Source organism: Citrobacter sp. RHB36-C18, assembly GCF_013814485.1.
Lineage (GTDB): Bacteria > Pseudomonadota > Gammaproteobacteria > Enterobacterales > Enterobacteriaceae > Citrobacter > Citrobacter braakii.
The window spans coordinates 450,344-469,111 of record NZ_CP057125.1 but is presented as its reverse complement, the minus strand read 5'-3'; the positions used below and the strand labels follow the sequence as shown (position 1 = coordinate 469,111).

The window sequence follows — 18,768 nt, the reverse complement described above, 5'->3', positions numbered from 1 at the left end:
GTGATATGCTGCTGCCGTTCCCTTTATTAATGACGCCGCCATCATGTTTGTGAAGCTTTTACGTTCGGTCGCGATTGGTTTAATCGTCGGCGCTATTCTGCTGGCCGCGATGCCCTCTCTGCGAAAAATAAATACGCTTACCGCGCCACAGTTCGACAGTGCAGATGAAACGCCCGCCAGCTATAACCCGGCGGTTCGCCGTGCAGCGCCTGCCGTCGTTAACGTTTATAACCGTAGTATGAACAGCACAGCACATAACCAGCTTGAGATCCGCACACTCGGCTCAGGCGTTATCATGGATCAGCGCGGCTATATCATTACCAATAAGCACGTCATTAATGACGCCGACCAAATCATCGTCGCGTTGCAGGATGGGCGTGTATTCGAAGCGCTGCTAGTGGGTTCTGATACATTAACCGATCTTGCGGTGCTGAAAATCAACGCGACTGGCGGACTGCCGACAATTCCAATTAATAACAAACGCGTGCCGCACATCGGCGATGTCGTCCTCGCCATTGGTAACCCGTACAACCTTGGGCAAACCATCACTCAGGGGATTATCAGCGCCACCGGTCGTATTGGCCTGAACCCGACTGGACGGCAAAACTTCCTGCAAACGGATGCCTCCATCAACCACGGCAACTCCGGCGGCGCGTTGGTCAACTCGCTGGGCGAGTTAATGGGTATTAACACGCTGTCATTTGATAAGAGCAACGATGGCGAAACCCCGGAAGGGATCGGCTTTGCTATTCCGTTTCAGTTGGCAACCAAAATCATGGATAAGCTGATTCGTGACGGGCGCGTGATTCGTGGCTACATCGGCATCAGCGGTCGCGAAATTGCGCCACTGCACGCCCAGGGCGGCGGGATGGATCAAATTCAGGGGATTGTGGTTAACGAAGTGGCTCCAGACGGTCCGGCAGCGCAGGCAGGAATTCAGGTTAACGATCTGATTATTTCGGTCAATAACAAACCGGCGGTATCTGCACTGGAGACCATGGACCAGGTGGCAGAGATTCGCCCTGGTTCGGTTATCTCTGTTGTCGTGATGCGTGATGACAAGCAGTTGACGCTGCAGGTAACGATTCAGGAATACCCGACTACAAACTAAATCACAAACGAAATGATGTAAAAAAACCGGAGATAGCTCCGGTTTTTTTATGCGTCAAATTCGCGATATTTGTAGGACGGATAAAGCGTTAAACACCGCCATCCGGCCTACATAAAGGCGTTATTTAACGAACTCTTCACCCAGGGTGATATCTTTCTTCAGCGTATCCAGCATACCTTCCAGCGAGCTCTGCTCAAATGCGCTCAGCTTGCCGATAGACTGGCGTTCTTCTACGCCGTTTTTACCCAACAGCAGCGGCTGAGAGAAGAAGCGAGCATACTGGCCGTCGCCTTCAACGTAAGCACATTCAACCACGCCTTTTTCGCCGCTCAGCGCGCGAACCAGTGACAGGCCGAAACGTGCTGCAGCCTGACCCATAGACAGGGTTGCAGATCCGCCACCGGCTTTAGCTTCCACAACTTCAGTACCTGCATTCTGGATACGTTTGGTCAGGTCAGCCGCTTCTTGCTCAGTGAAGCTCACGCCAGGGATTTGTGACAGCAGCGGGAGAATGGTCACGCCAGAGTGGCCGCCAATAACCGGGACTTCAACGTCACCAGGCTGCTTGCCTTTCAGTTCCGCAACAAAGGTGTTGGAGCGGATGATGTCCAGCGTGGTCACGCCAAACAGTTTGTTCTTATCGTATACGCCTGCTTTTTTCAGCACTTCTGCAGCGATAGCAACGGTCGTGTTCACTGGGTTGGTGATGATACCGATACATGCTTTCGGGCAGGTTTTAGCAACCTGCTGCACCAGGTTCTTCACGATACCGGCGTTAACGTTGAACAGGTCGGAACGATCCATACCCGGTTTACGTGCGACACCCGCAGAGATCAGTACCACATCAGCACCTTCCAGTGCAGGGGTAGCGTCTTCGCCGCTGAAGCCTTTGATTTTCACAGCAGTAGGGATATGGCTCAAATCAACGGCCACGCCAGGCGTTACTGGAGCGATGTCGTACAGGGAGAGTTCTGAACCTGAAGGCAGTTGGGTTTTTAACAGTAATGCTAGCGCCTGACCGATACCACCAGCAGCGCCGAGGACTGCAACTTTCATCCTAAACTCCTTATTATATTGATAAGCAAAGTGTCTATTGCTCCGCGGCGGCGACCTTAATTCACAAATCCAACGAATACAACAACCACGCGTCAAGAATGCGTAGTCACGCAAATTTGGCTTTTATGCATTTAACTTACGTAAAATAAAACCTAAGTTACGTAATTCAAAACCACCCGCACAGTAGAGCAACTTTCCAACAGGTGCTGACAATATACCCTACCCACCTCTCAAAACAACATCAATTTGATAACATTTAATTTACTTTTAACCTTATTTGCGAGCCGTGACACAGGCATGTTTCTTGATAACGAAATTTGATAAAATTCCGCTCTTTCATAACATTATTTCAGCCTTGAACAAGGCAGACTGTTTGCATAAAAATTCATCTGTATGCACAATAATGTTGTTTCTACCGCCATATTACGGGTGACTTATGCGAAGCTCGGCAAAACAAGAAGAATTAGTAAAGGCGTTTAAAGCGCTGCTTAAAGAAGAAAAGTTCAGCTCTCAGGGCGAAATCGTCCTCGCGTTGCAGGATCAGGGCTTTGATAATATCAATCAGTCCAAGGTTTCTCGCATGCTGACCAAGTTCGGCGCCGTGCGTACCCGCAATGCGAAAATGGAAATGGTGTACTGCCTGCCGGCAGAGTTAGGGGTACCTACAACATCCAGTCCACTGAAAAATCTGGTATTGGATATCGATTACAACGATGCAGTTGTGGTTATTCATACCAGCCCTGGCGCTGCTCAGTTGATTGCACGTCTGCTGGACTCATTAGGTAAAGCGGAAGGGATTCTGGGTACAATTGCCGGTGACGATACCATCTTCACCACCCCAGCTAAGGGTTTTACGGTAAAAGATTTGTACGAAGCCATTCTGGAACTGTTTGAACAAGAGCTGTAATACTTCCTCCCCGTCGCCTCGCGGCGGGGGAAAAACCTCTGTATCCACCCTCCTCCCTCTATTATCCACTGTCATTGATTTAACAAATGGTGCGTTTAACCGTCAAAAGTCATTCACATAGCGAATATGAAGAGTTAAAAACGCACATTTTGCAAAAATTCATATCTCAATGATTTAATTGAATTTATTATAAAACCGATGTTTAAAACCCTATTTTTAATTCTGTTTGGTTATAAAAAATATTTTTCTTAACACTTAATCCGCATGGAAACAATTAGCGTGGTATTAATTTATCGAGTGATTAGTGTATACTTGATTTTGTGATGAGGGTCACGAAACGCAGACCCCAATAAAAGAATTCGACGAGGTAAATATCATGAAAATCAAAACGACTATTGCAACCTTAAGCCTTCTTTCTGTTCTCTCTTTCGGTGCAAGCGCCGCAGTGACTCAGGTGAACTCACAAGAAGCACAGAACCTGCAATCCATGGGCAGCATCTCCGTATCTCAGATCGGTAGCTCACCAATGGACATGCGTCAGGCCATCGCCGCTAAAGCTGAAAAAGCGGGTGCCAGCAGCTATCGCGTCACCGAACTCCGTGAAGGCGCTCACTGGCACGCAACTGCAGAACTCTACAAATAAACCCTCGTCGTCTAGTCCGACGACTTGCCCCCGCCTGCCGGGGGCTTTTTTATGCCTTACATTGAGTGACGAACGTTAAAGCGCAGCTGTCCTTCCAGCTCTTCTTCCGCTTCATCGAACAGTAAAATCAGCGCGCCGTATCGCCTGCGTAGCTTGTCCGGCAAATGAACAAATTCAATCTCCAGCGGCAGCGGTAAAACGTCCCCGATAACCACCTCCCACAGAGAATCTAAATCAACCACCTTTTCCCGGGCGAGACCGAACGCGCGCGTAAACTCACGGTAGAAATCCCCCTGGTCTTCTATCTCGTCAAAATCAAATGTATAGATGTTCATCTATAGCCACCATCCCGACGCCAGTCACTCTACAGACCATCAATATGCAGGAACCTCCTGCATTTTCAGGTAAGTATAGCCATAAAAAAACCGACGCTTTTAGCGTCGGTTTCCAACTCTTAATTACTGGTCAGCGCATGCTGGTATTTGTGCAGCATCCCGCTAAGTCGTTTTACCGGCTCGGTCACCTGCGGTGGTGCTTGCCAGATGATTAATTTCTCCTGATAGATCTCAAGCTCCTCCAGCAACTGGCTAAAGTAGCGTCGGCGCTTGTCGTCGTTGCCTGCGGAAATCACGTGATCCGCAGTGCGACGAAGCTGGCGATGGAACGCGGATAGATCCTCGTTTACCGGTATCGGCGCATCGCGCAGGCGCTGATGCGCAATGATCATCGTCAGCGCCAGGCGAAACTTCGCCAGGTCGCCGGGAAATTTGTTCATCAGCAAAAACAGCTGCTGATAAAGCGCCGGGAGATGGTTTTCTTTACGACGTACCACGTTGGTGGTCATCGCTGAAACCGCCGCCGAGACAAACTGGTTGAGCAACACGCGACCCGTTCTGTCACGAGAGTTATCGCGCACCAACAGAATGACGATAAATGCCAGCACGCAGCCAACAATTTGCCCCAGCGCACTGTCAAGGAACTGGCTAAAGTGGAAGGTCATCGGGTTATCCAGCACGATGATATTAATAGTGCTGGCCAGAGCCCCCATTGATCCCAGTCGTCGTTTCTGTACCTCTATACCCAGAAAGAACCCCAGCACCGCCAGGCTCAGGCACAGTAACAACATGCTTTGTTGCGTATTGGGGATAATCACCAGGAAATAGAGCGCCCCGAGCGGTAACGCCGCCAACGTACCGTAAATAAAGTCTATTGCCACCATGCGCGGGTTGGGCAAACGCATTGCCAGCGAAGTGACAACCGCAATCATCACCATTGCGCCGCTGCCGGAGGTCCATCCGGTCCACAGCCAGAATAAAGTTCCCAGCACACAAGAAAGCGTGGTGCGCCAGAAGTTGACCATCGCATGATGGCGCTCGGCAGACTCCACCTTCACTACTGGCTCACCTTGCAGGATCTCTTCTTCCGTGGCGCTAATTTTGGTATTACTCAGTACACCGCGTTTGAGCAACAGGTAGCGCGTCGCGGCGCCTGCCCAACTATATATCGTGATCGGCGTTTCGCGTTCGCCGGTCCAGGCAATCACCCGCCGCATCCGCTTCAACTGTTTATGAACATCCTGCACCGTTTCAACCGGCATATTGAACAACTCGCGGAAGGTATCAGTGATCAGTTCGGGTCGAGTGTTCTGAATAAGATAGGTTTCGCAGGACTGCGTGATGAGCGTGAGTGACAGCGTGTTCAATGCTTTGAGTCTGCGGTTAGCCCGCCCCCAGCGTGAGGACTCCATATTCAGGTTACTTCGCATGCCTTCCAGTGCCGCCGTACGCCGGACTAAATCGCCCCAGGCTTTGTCCACTTCTTCACTGTCACCATGCTTAATGCACAGCTGCATAAGCTGATACTGCGCCACCAGCAGGCTGTCCAGTTCGACATCAATCTCCTGTTTCACCGAACGGGGCGAAAAGAGCAGATCGGCCACAATAGCACAGACAATCCCCATCACTATTTCACTACAGCGTTCGAGCGCAAATTGCGGCGTCAGCAGCGGTTCAGCCTGGATGGTAATGACGATGATCAGCGCCGTATAGCCCGAAAGTCCCCAGGCATAGGAGTTTTCGATCTTCACAAGCGACGAGATCCAGGTACAAAAACCGGCCCAGATACAACACACCAGGATCATCAATAACGGGGCGCGGATCATGCTGATGATAATGATCAGTGCAGCAATACAGCCAATAAATGTCCCGACAATACGCAGCATGCCGCGATAGCGTATAGCACCAGAATAGGGCTCTCCGCCAGCGGCAAAGGCCGGGCCAGCCGCCACAATGGCGGCGGTCAGCACCGCCCAGCGCGGGGTCTCAAGTTGGAAGTGAAAGCCAACGAACAGCGCCAGTACAATCGCGCACGCCAGTTTCACCGCAAAGCGGATATGCTGGTTGGCAATAGAGAAAATGCCCATCACGATTAGCCAAACTCGCGCAGGCGGTGCGCCATTTTACGGAAGAAGGATTCCCGGCTTGCATCGCGATCCTGCTTGCCGGTAATGACGACGGTAGCCGTAGTCCCCGCAGGCCACAGGGTTCCCTGCTGCTCATCAAGACGAATTCGCACCGGTACACGCTGCGCCAGACGCACCCATTCGAGATTGGAATCAATGGTCGCCATACCCTTTGCGTCCCGCGTGCTGCTGGCATTCGTTACGCCAGCCGCCACGCTATCAACGGTGCCCTTCAGCACATGATTACTGCCCAGCGGGGTGATCTCTGCGCGATACCCAGGGCGGACGCCTTCCAGCTTGGTTTCTTCCATATAGGCCAGCACATAAAAAGAATGCTGTTTGACCAACGCCACCGCCGTAGAGCCGCGAGTAATAAATTCGCCGCTGTAGACGTTCAGGTTAGTCACCCAGCCATCTGCTGGCGCGCGAATGACGGTACGTTCCAGATCTAATTTCGCCAGGTCGCGGGTCGCCTGCGCTTTCGCAAGCTGGTGTAATACGGTTTGCAGGACATTGTTTGACTGGTCGATCTCTTCACGAGACATAGCCTGCACGCCCAGCCGGTTACGACGGCTGGCCTCCTGGCGTTTTTCCTGTGATAACACCTGATAGTAGGCGACGTCTGCTTCCGCTTCTTCGAGCGCTTTTTTATAGCGCGGCTGATCGATGGTAAACAGGACCTGGTCTTTCTTCACCAGTTGATTATCATGAACGTTAACGTTAGTGATAAGCCCGGCGACATCCGGGGCTATTGCCACAACGTCGGCGCTGAAGCGCGCATCACGCGTCCACGGCGACTCGGTGTAGAACACCCATGCGCGGAAAATGGCGATGAAGGCCAGAATGACCAGTACGAGAGTCGTGGCCGTACGGGAGAGTTTTCTTGTTAGTGTTTTCACTTCAACCTCAAACGAACAGGCGCGTTATTAAATAGAACAGGCAGCAATACAGCGCGGTGTTAAACAGAGCCGGGTGCCAGACAAAATCATAGATGCCAGTTGGAACCAGTACCCGGCGCACCAGCCAGAAAATCGCCAGTGACAAAAGTAATTCGAAAAAAATCGGTGGGAAGGACAGACCAAACACCACGATAACGGGAAACAGACTCATGTTGACCTTGGTAGCTTAAGAGAGTGCAGGTGATAGATTTTCTAGCGTATGTCACCGCAGAGAAGGGCAAGGATGAGCCAGGCGAGAGCGACATAGCTGTTATTTGAATAATAATATATTAACGTAACTGTTATGCTGTTATCTATATTATGTGATCTAAATCACTTTTAAGTCAGAGTGAACAATGGAACGATTAAAACGTATGTCGGTATTTGCCAAAGTTGTCGAACTGGGCTCCTTCACCGCCGCCGCAAGACAGCTACAAATGAGCGTTTCATCGATAAGCCAGACGGTCTCTAAACTGGAAGATGAGCTACAGGTCAAGCTGCTAAACCGCAGCACACGCAGCATTGGGCTAACCGAAGCCGGTAAAATTTATTATCAGGGCTGCCGCCGGATGCTGCACGAAGCACAGGATGTTCACGAGCAGCTTTATGCCTTTAACAACACGCCCATCGGCACCTTGCGCATTGGTTGTTCTTCAACCATGGCACAAAATGTCCTCGCTGGGTTGACCGCAACGATGCTGAAAGAGTACCCAGGATTGACGGTAAATCTGGTAACAGGCATCCCGGCACCGGATTTAATCGCCGACGGTCTGGACGTGGTTATTCGCGTCGGCGCGTTGCAGGACTCCAGCCTGTTTTCACGTCGCCTGGGAACTATGCCGATGGTGGTCTGCGCCGCTAAAAGCTATCTCGCTCAGTTTGGCGTGCCGGAAAAACCCGCCGATCTCAGCAACCACTCGTGGCTGGAATACAGCGTGCGCCCGGATAATGAATTCGAACTTATCGCTCCGGAGGGGATCTCTACCCGCCTGATCCCGGAGGGGCGCTTCGTGACTAACGATCCGATGACGCTGGTGCGCTGGCTGGCAGCAGGCGCGGGTATTGCCTATGTGCCGCTGATGTGGGTGATCAATGAGATCAATCGTGGCGAAGTGGAGATCCTGCTGCCCCGCTACCAGTCGGATCCACGTCCGGTCTATGCACTGTATACCGAAAAAGACAAACTACCGCTCAAGGTCCAGGTGGTGATTAACTATCTGACGGATTATTTTGTCGATGTGGCGCAGCTGTTTCAGGGAATGTACGGCCGGGGCAAAGAGAAATAAAAAAGCCCGGTAGCGCTTTGCTTACCGGGTCTACATTCAGTGCCAACGCACATTCCAGGCCGGATACGCTGAGCGCTATCCGGCGACCGGGTCGTTACGCGGTGCCACCTACGGTCAAGTTATCCACCTTCAGCGTCGGCTGGCCCACGCCCACCGGCAAGCTTTGTCCTTCTTTACCGCAAACGCCAACCCCGTTATCCAGTTTCAGGTCGTTACCCACCATCGAAATCTGCTGCATCGCTTCGATACCGGAGCCAATCAGCGTTGCGCCTTTCACCGGTTTGGTCACTTTACCGTTTTCAATCAGATACGCTTCGGACGTCGAGAATACAAATTTCCCGGAGGTGATATCCACCTGACCGCCGCCAAAGTTAGGCGCATAAATACCGTATTCAACGGATTCGATGATTTCCTGCGGCGTGGATTTCCCCGGCAGCATATAGGTGTTGGTCATACGCGGCATCGGCAGGTGCGCGTAAGATTCACGGCGACCGTTACCCGTTGGCGCTACGCCCATCAGGCGCGCATTCAGTTTGTCCTGCATGTAGCCTTTCAGAATGCCGTTTTCGATCAGCACGTTGTACTGACCCGGTGTCCCTTCGTCATCGATAGCCACAGAACCACGACGGTCCGCCATTGTGCCATCATCCACGACGGTACACAGTTCTGACGCCACCAGCTCACCCATGTGACCGCTGAATACCGAAGTGCCACGGCGGTTAAAATCACCTTCCAGACCATGACCGACCGCTTCATGCAGCAGAACACCAGGCCAGCCAGCGCCGAGTACCACCGGCAGCGTACCTGCAGGCGCTGCTACCGCGGACAGATTGACTAACGCCATCCGTACGGCCTCTTTCGCCCACGCGTCGGCACGGACTTCACCATCAAGGTCGCCAAGGAAATAGTCATAGCCAAAACGACCGCCGCCACCGCTGGCGCCGCGCTCACGCTTACCGTCCTCTTCGACCTGTACGCTTACGGACAAACGTACCAGCGGGCGGACGTCAGCGGCCAGCGTACCATCAGTCGCGGCCACCAGGATCAGTTCATAAACACCGGTCAGGCTGGCGGTCACTTCCTGGACGCGTTTGTCGGCGGCACGGGCCACGTTGTCTACGCGGCGCAGGATATCGAGTTTTTCTTCACGGCTCATGCTCTGCAACGGATCAACCGAGGTGTAAAGCGCCTGATGCTCCACGGCCCCCAGCGTTTTTACTTTGCCGTCACCGTTGTCACGCACGATAGTACGCGCGGCATGAGCGCTTTGTTCCAGCGCCAACAGGCTAATCTGGTCTGCATAGGCAAACCCTGTTTTCTCGCCGCTGATGGCGCGCACACCAACGCCCTGATCGATATTGTAAGAACCATCTTTAATGATGCGGTCTTCTAAAACCCAGGATTCGTGATAGCTCGACTGAAAATAGAGATCGCCGTAATCAAGACGGCGTTCGGCCAGTTGGCCCAGGATGGCAAACAGATCCTGATGTTTCAGGCCATTTGCCGCTAGCAATTGTTCACTTACCAGGTTCAGACTCATCGTTTTGATTACTCATTTAATTCTGCCGGATAGCGGAAAAACGCCTTATCCGGCCTACGTTGTTAGGCTGCTGTAGGCCGGATAAGCGCTGCGCCATCCGGCAATACTATGTACTGAGATTGGGGCAATTACTCGCCCCCGTCAAATCATTGCTGGCTTTCTTTGCGCGGCTGACGCAGAACTTCGTTAATTTGCGGCTTATCGACCGGACCGGTGATGCGATAGCGCAGAATCGAGACTTTGCTCCACAGCGGCCCCAGCACCTTACTGGCGGCAAACACCGCCGCACCAACAATCGGGTTGACGGCAAACGCGGCGGCAACGCCTACGGTGGCAGATATTTCTGGTGCAACGATGGCTTCCATGTCCAGATCCCGGCGTACCAGGTTCACTGAACCTTTCATCGCAATATCGGCTTCCAGACCGTCCACCAGCGTGTCGTCGGTATGCATCACACCATCTTTGATCCACGCCGTGCTGCGAATCGAGTCGAAATAGAAGCCTTCGCTGAAGGTGTCGCTAAAATCAAAGCGCAGTTTACGCAGTAACGCATCGAAGCTTAGCAGACGTAACAGTTGCCCCGCATGTCCGGTACTGAGTTCGGTAAGTTCGCCTTTGCCCAGCCGGGTACGCAAAATACCATTCAGCGAGGCTACATCAGGATCCCACGGCGGATTACGCCAATGCAGATCATACTCCACGTTGAATGAAGAATTGCGAATCGGCGTTGATACGCCAAAGAAACCGGCTGCGGAGTCAATTTTATTGCCGCTCAGTTTACCCTTCAGCGACGTTCGCTCCTTGCCCGGCGCATTCACCCACACGCCGTCGGTGGTCAGTCTGGCAAAACCCGTATCCAACAGACCGTTACTCAAGGTCAGCGTGTCGCCTTTAATCGCTACATCGGCGTCAATGCGCCCGTATTTCTGTCCCCACATCCAGCACTCGGCACAGCGCAGCTGAAGGTCCGGCCAGCCACGGAAGCTGACGTTGTCGATGGCTGAGAACGGCGAGGCTGGCGTACTATTTTGTGACGGTTTTGCCGCGCTTGGGTTGTAATAAAGATACTTAATATTGGCCAGCCACGGCGCATTATTGCGCATAGCCAGCGTGGCGTTAATTTCACGGCCCTGCGCCTGCACGGTGGAGCCATTGCTCGCAGGCTCAGAAACGATACTCAAATTATTCCACTGTTGACCGCCCAGGGATAACGATGGCGTACGCACCGTGATGCGCTGTGGGAAGTTAGCGTTGCTGCCCACGTTATCCACAGCGCCTTTCTGGAATAACGCCAGCCATTGCGCGCCATCCATAGGGGGAAGATTAAGCTCTATGCCTTGCTGATCGGGTAACGCGGGCACGGTGCGGCTTTCCGACGCCCAGATTGCGCGGTCAAGCGTCAGTTTCTGATTCAGCAGCCAGCGGCTATTAAAATGATTTTTACTGCCAGCGTTGCCGGTCAGATCAAAGCTGCGCAGATTGCCGTTGGCCTTAACGTTCACCGGCAACGCCTCACCGGCCGCCTTATTCAGCGGAGAAGGTAAGTGACTACTTACATTCTTGAGGTCGCCCTTTAACTCAACGTTATAGGTCGGCCCGGCATGATACGGAAGATCGATTCCTACCTTGCCATTCCACGCTATGCTACCGTTCAACGCGTCGTTGACCTGCGCCGGTAAAATCCCCATGCGGCTTGGCTGCCAGTCACCTTGCAGATTCACGGCTACCTGATAGGCTTTCGCCCCTTCGGTCGTGGAAAAGTCGACGTTCAGCGGCTGATTAAACCAGTTCGCGGTCATCGGCTCACTCTTCAGATCACCGTTGATAAAGCTGAATTTACCATTCAAATTCTTCAGCGTGCTGTCGAGCGGTTTAATAAACAGGCTGTTATTACGCAGGTTGACGTCACCTTTGGCGGTAACCAGCGAGCCGTCTAACGGAATATCAAGATGTAAGCGAGCATTCACATCGCCGTCAATCTGCAGCTGCTCAAGCGTAGCGCCGAGTGAATCCTTCAATGGCGTCTCATCAAAATAAGGTCCAACCGCCTTGCCCGGCCCGTTGATGTCGGCATCAATCAGCAGTTTTTCTTTTGCATAGTCGGGGATGTTAGCCGTCAGATTACTGGCCTTCACACCGCCCAGATTAACGCTATCGGTCTTCATCCACAGACCGTCGTTAATGAAGTTCAGTTCAATATTAAGGTCAGTCAGCGCGGGCCAGTCGGGCTGGAAAGCAAACTTCGCATTGCGAAGCGGCACCAGTACCTGGAACTGCCCTTCATTGTGTAGATACGGGAACAGATGCGGGTCGCCGCCATACACCAACGTGGCGTTATCCGCTTCGCCGCCCTGAATAGCGCCGCTGAGGTAATCAACCAGCTCTTTGCCCATCAGGTTTTCCGGGAAGTAACGCCAGGCCTGAGAGCCATCGTCGGTGCTGATACCTGCCAGAATGCCCAACCATGGCTCATCATTGGCGGGCTGCAGATAGCGAAAACCACCGCGTGCGCGTACCGCTTTCGCTTTAACATCAATGTTGCGCCCATCTAACTGGAAACCTTTATCATTCTTCAGCCAGCTTAGCGTCGCTACGCCATCCTCTATTTCCAGCGGTGCGCGAAAGACGGTTTCATACGGCATTTTAGCTTGCTTCATGGAAGCAGTGAGCGCCCCGTTTTCAACGCTGCCCGCGAGCGTACCGGAGAAATGTTCTGCCCCTGGCAGCAGCTTCCACTGTTTCCAGGCCAGATTGGTCCACGAGGACTGGAAGCGAGTTTTTTCTGTTGCCTGTAACGGGATATCCAGCGCCAGCACATCTATTTTGCCGCTCGGCTGCGTGGCCCGCCAGATATCACCCAGCGCAGGCGATAACTTGGCCGCCATCGGACGCAGCCCTTCTAACCCGGCCAGCTCCAGATTGCTGGCGCGGATGCGTAGCTCGTCGCTGCGTTTGTTATTCTCGCCGCCGACTTCCTGTTCAGGGATCCAGGCCAGCGTTAACGCCCCGCTTGGCCAGGGTTTATCATCCATCGTGATACGGGTATCGGGAATGGAGAATTGCCAGCCCGACTGCTCGCGGCTGATGTGCGCCGTCAGGTTATCGACGGAGAGCGTGTGCGTACGACTCTCTCCCAGCCAACTTGCCCCACCTTTTTTCAGCCAGACATCGCCGCCGGAAACGACACCTTTTCTGATCGTCATCCATGCTTCCAGGCTAAAACGCGCGGTTTGCAACGCGACATTATCCTGCATCCATTTACCCAGCCACGGCTTGACGTCGATATCGTCGGCCTGCAGCCAGACCCGACCGTTATTCAACAGCCCGTTGTCGTCACGCAGATCCATTCGCACCTGCATAACACCGTGCTGCCCGGTCAAACTGGAGAGACTGACCTGGCCTTCAGCGCGATGCCGGTTTTTACCGTTAAGCCAGGTAAGCTGTGGGATCGCCAGTTCTGCACGCTGGCCTGAGAGGGTTAAAAAGCTAATCTGGCTGTCGCGTAGATCGAAATGATCAAACTGACGCAGGAAGAGATCGCTCAGGTGGCCGGCTTCAATTCCATCACCGCTTTCGCTGCGCTGGATGGGGGTATTGGTACGCAGCTGCAACTGCCAGAAGGTGAGATCGCGAAACTGCCAGCGCATGTGCAGCAAGCTTTGCCAGACATCCAGCGCTAATGTAACGCGCTTTACCGAAAATTCACCGCCATCTTTAAGCTGCGCGTGGATATCACGCGCTTCAAGAGTAGGGCCGAAATTTTGCCAGCTAGCGGAAAGTTGGCTGGCGGAGACGGGCAGACCGGTAGCGGATTCAATCTTGCCAAGGATGGCCGGACGCCAGCTATCAAGATGAGGCAGCGCAAGGCGCAGCCCACTGACCAGCAGCGCTGCGATGACAACGAATGCGGCTCCAGTGAGCAGTAATATCCCCGGCAATCGCCTCACGCGCCTCTCCTTGTCTACCAAAAAATGTGACTCACAAAACCGTCTTGCCGGATGGCGGCGTGAACGCCTTCTCCGGCCTGCAAGGTATCGCCATTAGGCGTTTACCAGGCCAGATTACATCATGACAACGTCGAACTGTTCCTGGTTATACAGCGGTTCGACTTGTACTTTAACCTGTTTGCCGACAAAGATTTCCACTTCCGCCAACGCATGTGACTCTTCCCCCTTCAGGGTTTCAGCCACTGCCGGAGATGCATAAACCAGGAAACGATCGGAGTCATATGCATGGTGTACCCGCACGATTTCGCGCATGATTTCATAGCATACAGTTTCCACGGTTTTCACCGTACCGCGCCCATGACAGGTCGGACACTCGTTGCACAACACATGCTCCACGCTTTCACGCGTGCGTTTGCGCGTCATCTCCACCAGGCCCAGTTGAGAAAAACCGTTGATGCTGGTTTTTACGCGATCCTTGCTCAGCGCCTGTTCCAGAGAGTGCAGCACCCGTCGACGGTGATCTTCATTATTCATGTCGATAAAATCGATAATGATAATGCCGCCGAGGTTACGCAGACGCAGCTGACGAGCAATGGCCTGCGTTGCTTCAATATTAGTATTAAAGATAGTGTCGTCGAGATTACGATGCCCAACAAACGCTCCGGTATTGATATCGACGGTGGTCATTGCTTCGGTTTGATCGATGATCAGATAGCCGCCGGATTTCAGTTCAACCTTACGTTCCAACGCGCGCTGGATTTCATTCTCAACGTCAAAGAGATCAAAAATGGGCTGGCGCCCGCTGTAATGTTCCAGCTTGCTAGTCATCTCGGGGATATATTCCGCTGTGAACTCCAGCAACGCTTCATAGGTCAGACGAGAGTCAACGCGGATCCGGTCAAGCTGGGCATCGGCAAAATCACGCAACACGCGCTGCGCCAGCGCCAGTTCGCCGTACATCTGGTAGCGCGTTTGCGGGCGCTTTTTACGCTCCATGACTTTAGTCCAGACGCGCTTCAGGTAGGCAGCATCCGAGGCCAGATCCTCCTCGCAGACGCCTTCCGCCGCTGTGCGAATGATGAATCCGCCCTGTTCATCGCAGTAATCCGCCACCACTTTTTTCAGGCGTTCGCGTTCGGTTTCGCTTTCGATACGTTGGGAAACGCCAACGTGCGAAGCACCCGGCATAAAGACGAGGTAACGGGAAGGAAGCGTGATGTCCGTCGTCAGGCGTGCGCCCTTAGTTCCCAACGGATCTTTTACTACCTGCACCATCAGATCCTGGCCCTGGCGCACCAGTTCAGAAATGTCGCGCACGGTGAACTGTTTTTGTTCTTCACCCGCCACGCATTCGGTGTGCGGCATGATGTCTGAAGCGTGAAGAAATGCGGCTTTATCCAGTCCAATATCTACAAAAGCCGCCTGCATACCCGGAAGTACACGACTTACACGACCTTTGTAGATATTGCCTACGATTCCGCGTCGCGCCTCACGTTCAATATGAATTTCCTGCAGAATACCGCCATCAATGTAAGCCACCCGAGTTTCCGATGGCGTTACGTTTACCAACAATTCAGCCGTCATGTTTATCCCTTTTCTCACGCAGTGCGTTAAAATTGGTCAGCAACTCATACGTTTCTACCAGCGGTAAGCCGACTACGGCGTGATAGCTGCCATTGATCTTCCTGACAAAACAGCCACCCAACCCTTGAATACCGTATGCACCTGCTTTATCCATTGGTTCACCGCTGGCAACATAGCCCGCGATGTCCTCATCGGTTAGTGCTCTGAACGTCACTTCCGTCACCACCAGACAGTCCAGACTGTGCCGGCGGTCGGCCAATGCCACGGCGGTCATGACCTGATGCGTTTTGCCCGACAGTTTGCGCAGCATTACTGCGGCATGGGCGGCGTCGTGTGGTTTTTCCAGCACTTCGCCATTAAGGATAACAATGGTATCCGCACCCAATACAGGCAAATCACGCTGCGCCAGCGCCACGCCAGCCTGCGCTTTTTCGCGTGCCAGACGCGAAACATACTGCTGCGCGCTCTCCTGCGGGTGTCGCTGTTCTTCAATCCCAGGCACCAGCCGTTCAAAGGTAACACCAAGCTGAGCGAGCAGTTCCTGACGACGTGGAGAACCAGAAGCAAGATACAGAGTATTCATATCAACCTTATTGCACCGCAAACTGCTGACGGACCTTACGCATCAGTAAGAATAGCCATGGCCAAAGCACACCATTCACTACACTACTCCAGAACACTTCGGGTCTGAAAGAGACATTGATCACTAAAAACTCGGCCCAGAAAACAATAATATCCACGACCAGTGATAACAACATGACCACCAGCGCCTGTTGCCAGAGCGCGAGGTTACGGAATAGTTGGAATTTCAGCGCGACCAGATAAGCAATGATACTCATCGACAATGCGCGCACGCCAAGCGTGGAGCCGCTGATGAGATCCAGTATGGCACCCACCACAAACCCCGTGCCCACATTTACGCGATGCGGCAGCGCCAGGATCCAGTACAACAAGATGAGCAGTACCCAGTTTGGCCGGAAAACCAGAATATCGTCCGGCCAGGGCATGACTTGCAGCAACAGTGCAATAAGGAACGAGAGCCAAATCACCCAACGTCCCTGGCTACGATAGCTTGCCACTTACTGTCCTCCCGGCTTACGCGGAGCAGGTTGTGGCGGCGTGGTATCCGCAGACGCTGGAGTCACGCCTGTGGCGGGAGCTGGCACTGGCGCAGGCGGCCCCATGGCATCTGGTGCAGGCAGAACTTGCGGCATCATTTGCATCAGGCGTTCATTGGCAACGCGGTGCACTTCTTCTGGCGTCATCGGATTTGCGCCGTTACGATCGGCGCCCCACAACAGCAGCAGATAACGCAGACGCTGCAGACCTGCGGTCGGGCGTGCCTGAATCACGGTATAAGCACGCTGAGTGTCCAGCTTAACGGAAGAAACAACACCAACCGGATAGCCTTCAGGGAAACGTCCCCCCAGACCCGAGGTAACCAGCACATCGCCAACGCGAATGTCGGTGTTGGCCGGCAGGTGTTCGAGCTGAAGATCGTCGGTGCAGCCGTTACCGGCAGCGATCACGCGGATATCGTTACGCAGTACCTGAATGGGCAGAGCATGCGTCGCATCGCAAATCAGCAGCACGCGGCTGGTCAGTTTAGCCACCGCTACGACCTGACCCACAACGCCTTTGTCGCTAATAACCGGCTGACCTTCGTAGACACCGTTAACGCTCCCTTTGTCGATCACCACCTGATCGCTGTAAGGGTCATTAACCGTTGAGATGACCTGCGTCACCATCTTTTGTTCGTCCTGACGCAGCGGCGATCCCAGCAGCTCACGCAAACGCGCGTTCTCCTGTTTATATTGCCCCAGCATCAGCAGCTCGCTGTTTTTCAGCAGCAGTTCCTGACGCAACGCCCGATTTTCAAGTTCGAGTTGGTCACGCGAAGCCAGCGTTTGCGAAACGCCGTCGAGTAATTCACGAGGACCATTTGAGATAAAGTAGAAAGGACTGACGGCGGTATCCATGTACGTTCGGATTTGACTAAACGTACCCAAGCGGCTGTCGGCAATAATAACGCCGAGCGCCACCAGCACCGCCAGAATAAGGCGAATCTGTAGCGACGGGCCACGGCTAAAAATTGGCTTCATAGTCTATGCGTATTCTCGTATCAGAGCGGAAGGGCAACCCGCGGGCTACCCTACCTGCATCCGATTACTCTTCGCTGAACAGGTCGCCGCCGTGCATATCGATCATTTCCAGCGCCTTGCCGCCACCGCGCGCCACGCAGGTCAGCGGATCTTCAGCAACAACAACTGGAATACCGGTTTCTTCCATTAACAGACGGTCAAGGTTACGCAGCAGAGCACCGCCACCGGTCAGTACCATGCCGCGTTCGGAGATGTCAGACGCCAGTTCTGGCGGACACTGTTCCAGTGCAACCATCACCGCACTCACGATACCGGTCAGCGGTTCCTGCAGGGCTTCCAGAATCTCGTTGGAGTTCAGGGTAAAGCCGCGTGGAACACCTTCTGCCAGGTTACGGCCGCGAACTTCGATCTCGCGCACTTCGTCGCCCGGATAAGCGGAACCGATTTCGTGTTTAATACGTTCTGCGGTGGCTTCACCGATCAGAGAACCGTAGTTACGACGAACATAATTAATGATGGCTTCGTCGAAGCGGTCACCGCCAATACGTACAGAAGAGGAGTAAACCACGCCGTTCAGGGAGATAACGGCAACTTCAGTTGTACCACCACCGATATCCACAACCATAGAACCGGTTGCTTCAGAAACTGGCAGACCCGCCCCGATCGCAGCCGCCATCGGCTCTTCGATCAGGAATACTTCACGGGCACCTGCGCCCTGAGCGGATTCACGGATCGCGCGGCGTTCAACCTGAGTTGCTCCAACCGGTACACATACCAGTACGCGCGGGCTTGGGCGCATGAAGCTATTGCTGTGCACTTGTTTGATAAAGTGCTGGAGCATTTTTTCAGTCACGAAGAAGTCAGCGATAACGCCGTCTTTCATAGGGCGAATGGCAGCGATATTGCCCGGTGTACGACCCAGCATCTGCTTCGCGTCATGGCCCACTGCGGCTACGCTTTTTGGCGAGCCGGCACGATCCTGACGAATGGCCACAACAGAAGGCTCATTCAATACGATGCCTTGTCCTTTCACATAAATAAGGGTATTCGCGGTACCCAGGTCAATGGACAGGTCATTGGAAAACATGCCACGAAATTTTTTCAACATACTAAGGGATAATCCTGAAAGCTGGGGCGGAAAACAAAATCCGCTTACTTTACCAACCACACGCAGCAGCGACAAGGCGCAAAAA

The 18,768-nt window shown here is 53.3% G+C and carries 16 protein-coding genes; 4 read left to right on the top strand and 12 right to left on the bottom strand.

The window, feature by feature from the left end; all coding sequences use genetic code 11:
• Nucleotides 1-43 precede the first annotated feature (43 nt).
• Nucleotides 44-1,111, top strand: coding sequence for an outer membrane-stress sensor serine endopeptidase DegS (gene degS / locus HVZ52_RS02280; RefSeq protein WP_181598812.1), 1,068 nt, complete (start codon nt 44-46; stop codon nt 1,109-1,111).
• Nucleotides 1,112-1,231: 120 nt separating this feature from the next.
• Here the strand turns inward: degS and mdh are convergent, their stop codons facing one another.
• Nucleotides 1,232-2,167 carry a malate dehydrogenase gene (mdh, locus tag HVZ52_RS02275; protein ID WP_008785953.1) on the bottom strand — a complete coding sequence of 312 codons (936 nt, stop codon included), beginning with the start codon at nt 2,165-2,167 and terminating at the stop codon, nt 1,232-1,234.
• A gap of 436 nt (nt 2,168-2,603) precedes the next feature.
• Between mdh and argR the strand changes: the two genes are divergently transcribed.
• Together argR and yhcN are read left to right on the top strand one after the other, a co-directional pair.
• Nucleotides 2,604-3,074 carry a transcriptional regulator ArgR gene (gene argR / locus HVZ52_RS02270; protein WP_003025162.1) on the top strand — a complete coding sequence of 157 codons (471 nt, stop codon included), beginning with the start codon at nt 2,604-2,606 and terminating at the stop codon, nt 3,072-3,074.
• 376 nt (nt 3,075-3,450) lie between these two features.
• Nucleotides 3,451-3,717 carry a peroxide/acid stress response protein YhcN gene (gene yhcN / locus HVZ52_RS02265; protein ID WP_003025165.1) on the top strand — a complete coding sequence of 89 codons (267 nt, stop codon included), beginning with the start codon at nt 3,451-3,453 and terminating at the stop codon, nt 3,715-3,717.
• 56 nt (nt 3,718-3,773) lie between these two features.
• Here the strand turns inward: yhcN and HVZ52_RS02260 are convergent, their stop codons facing one another.
• From HVZ52_RS02260 to aaeX, 4 genes are all read right to left on the bottom strand, one after another.
• The gene (locus tag HVZ52_RS02260; protein ID WP_016154709.1) at nt 3,774-4,052 is read right to left on the bottom strand and encodes a barnase inhibitor; all 279 of its coding nucleotides are present in this window, start codon (nt 4,050-4,052) and stop codon (nt 3,774-3,776) included.
• Between the two features lie 119 nt (nt 4,053-4,171).
• A complete protein-coding gene (gene aaeB, locus HVZ52_RS02255) occupies nt 4,172-6,139 on the bottom strand; it encodes a p-hydroxybenzoic acid efflux pump subunit AaeB (RefSeq protein WP_016154710.1) in 1,968 nt (655 codons plus the stop codon).
• Between the two features lie 5 nt (nt 6,140-6,144).
• Nucleotides 6,145-7,077: a p-hydroxybenzoic acid efflux pump subunit AaeA gene (aaeA, locus tag HVZ52_RS02250; protein WP_016154711.1), complete on the bottom strand. Its 933-nt coding sequence runs from the start codon at nt 7,075-7,077 to the stop codon at nt 6,145-6,147.
• Between the two features lie 7 nt (nt 7,078-7,084).
• Nucleotides 7,085-7,288, bottom strand: a complete 204-nt coding sequence (aaeX, locus tag HVZ52_RS02245; protein WP_003025177.1) for a p-hydroxybenzoic acid efflux pump operon protein AaeX — start codon at nt 7,286-7,288, stop codon at nt 7,085-7,087.
• 184 nt (nt 7,289-7,472) lie between these two features.
• On the opposite strand from aaeX, the gene aaeR reads away from it, so the two are divergent.
• Nucleotides 7,473-8,402, top strand: coding sequence for an HTH-type transcriptional activator AaeR (aaeR, locus tag HVZ52_RS02240; RefSeq protein WP_016157586.1), 930 nt, complete (start codon nt 7,473-7,475; stop codon nt 8,400-8,402).
• A 94-nt stretch (nt 8,403-8,496) separates the two neighbouring features.
• On the opposite strand, the gene tldD is transcribed toward aaeR, so the two are convergent.
• From tldD to mreB, 7 genes are all read right to left on the bottom strand, one after another.
• Nucleotides 8,497-9,942: a metalloprotease TldD gene (gene tldD / locus HVZ52_RS02235; protein WP_016154713.1), complete on the bottom strand. Its 1,446-nt coding sequence runs from the start codon at nt 9,940-9,942 to the stop codon at nt 8,497-8,499.
• Nucleotides 9,943-10,088: 146 nt separating this feature from the next.
• Nucleotides 10,089-13,889 (bottom strand): AsmA2 domain-containing protein YhdP, encoded by a 3,801-nt coding sequence (yhdP, locus tag HVZ52_RS02230; protein WP_046275080.1) that lies wholly within the window; start codon nt 13,887-13,889, stop codon nt 10,089-10,091.
• 114 nt (nt 13,890-14,003) lie between these two features.
• Nucleotides 14,004-15,473, bottom strand: coding sequence for a ribonuclease G (rng, locus tag HVZ52_RS02225; RefSeq protein ID WP_003828822.1), 1,470 nt, complete (start codon nt 15,471-15,473; stop codon nt 14,004-14,006).
• Nucleotides 15,463-16,056 carry a nucleoside triphosphate pyrophosphatase gene (locus HVZ52_RS02220; RefSeq protein WP_016157589.1) on the bottom strand — a complete coding sequence of 198 codons (594 nt, stop codon included), beginning with the start codon at nt 16,054-16,056 and terminating at the stop codon, nt 15,463-15,465. Before HVZ52_RS02220 ends, rng begins: the two co-directional genes overlap by 11 nt.
• Nucleotides 16,057-16,063: 7 nt before the next feature.
• A complete protein-coding gene (gene mreD / locus HVZ52_RS02215) occupies nt 16,064-16,552 on the bottom strand; it encodes a rod shape-determining protein MreD (RefSeq protein WP_003025196.1) in 489 nt (162 codons plus the stop codon).
• Nucleotides 16,553-17,575: a rod shape-determining protein MreC gene (gene mreC, locus HVZ52_RS02210; protein WP_049283194.1), complete on the bottom strand. Its 1,023-nt coding sequence runs from the start codon at nt 17,573-17,575 to the stop codon at nt 16,553-16,555.
• Nucleotides 17,576-17,639: 64 nt separating this feature from the next.
• Nucleotides 17,640-18,683, bottom strand: coding sequence for a rod shape-determining protein MreB (gene mreB, locus HVZ52_RS02205; RefSeq protein ID WP_000913396.1), 1,044 nt, complete (start codon nt 18,681-18,683; stop codon nt 17,640-17,642).
• Between the last annotated feature and the right edge of the window lie 85 nt (nt 18,684-18,768).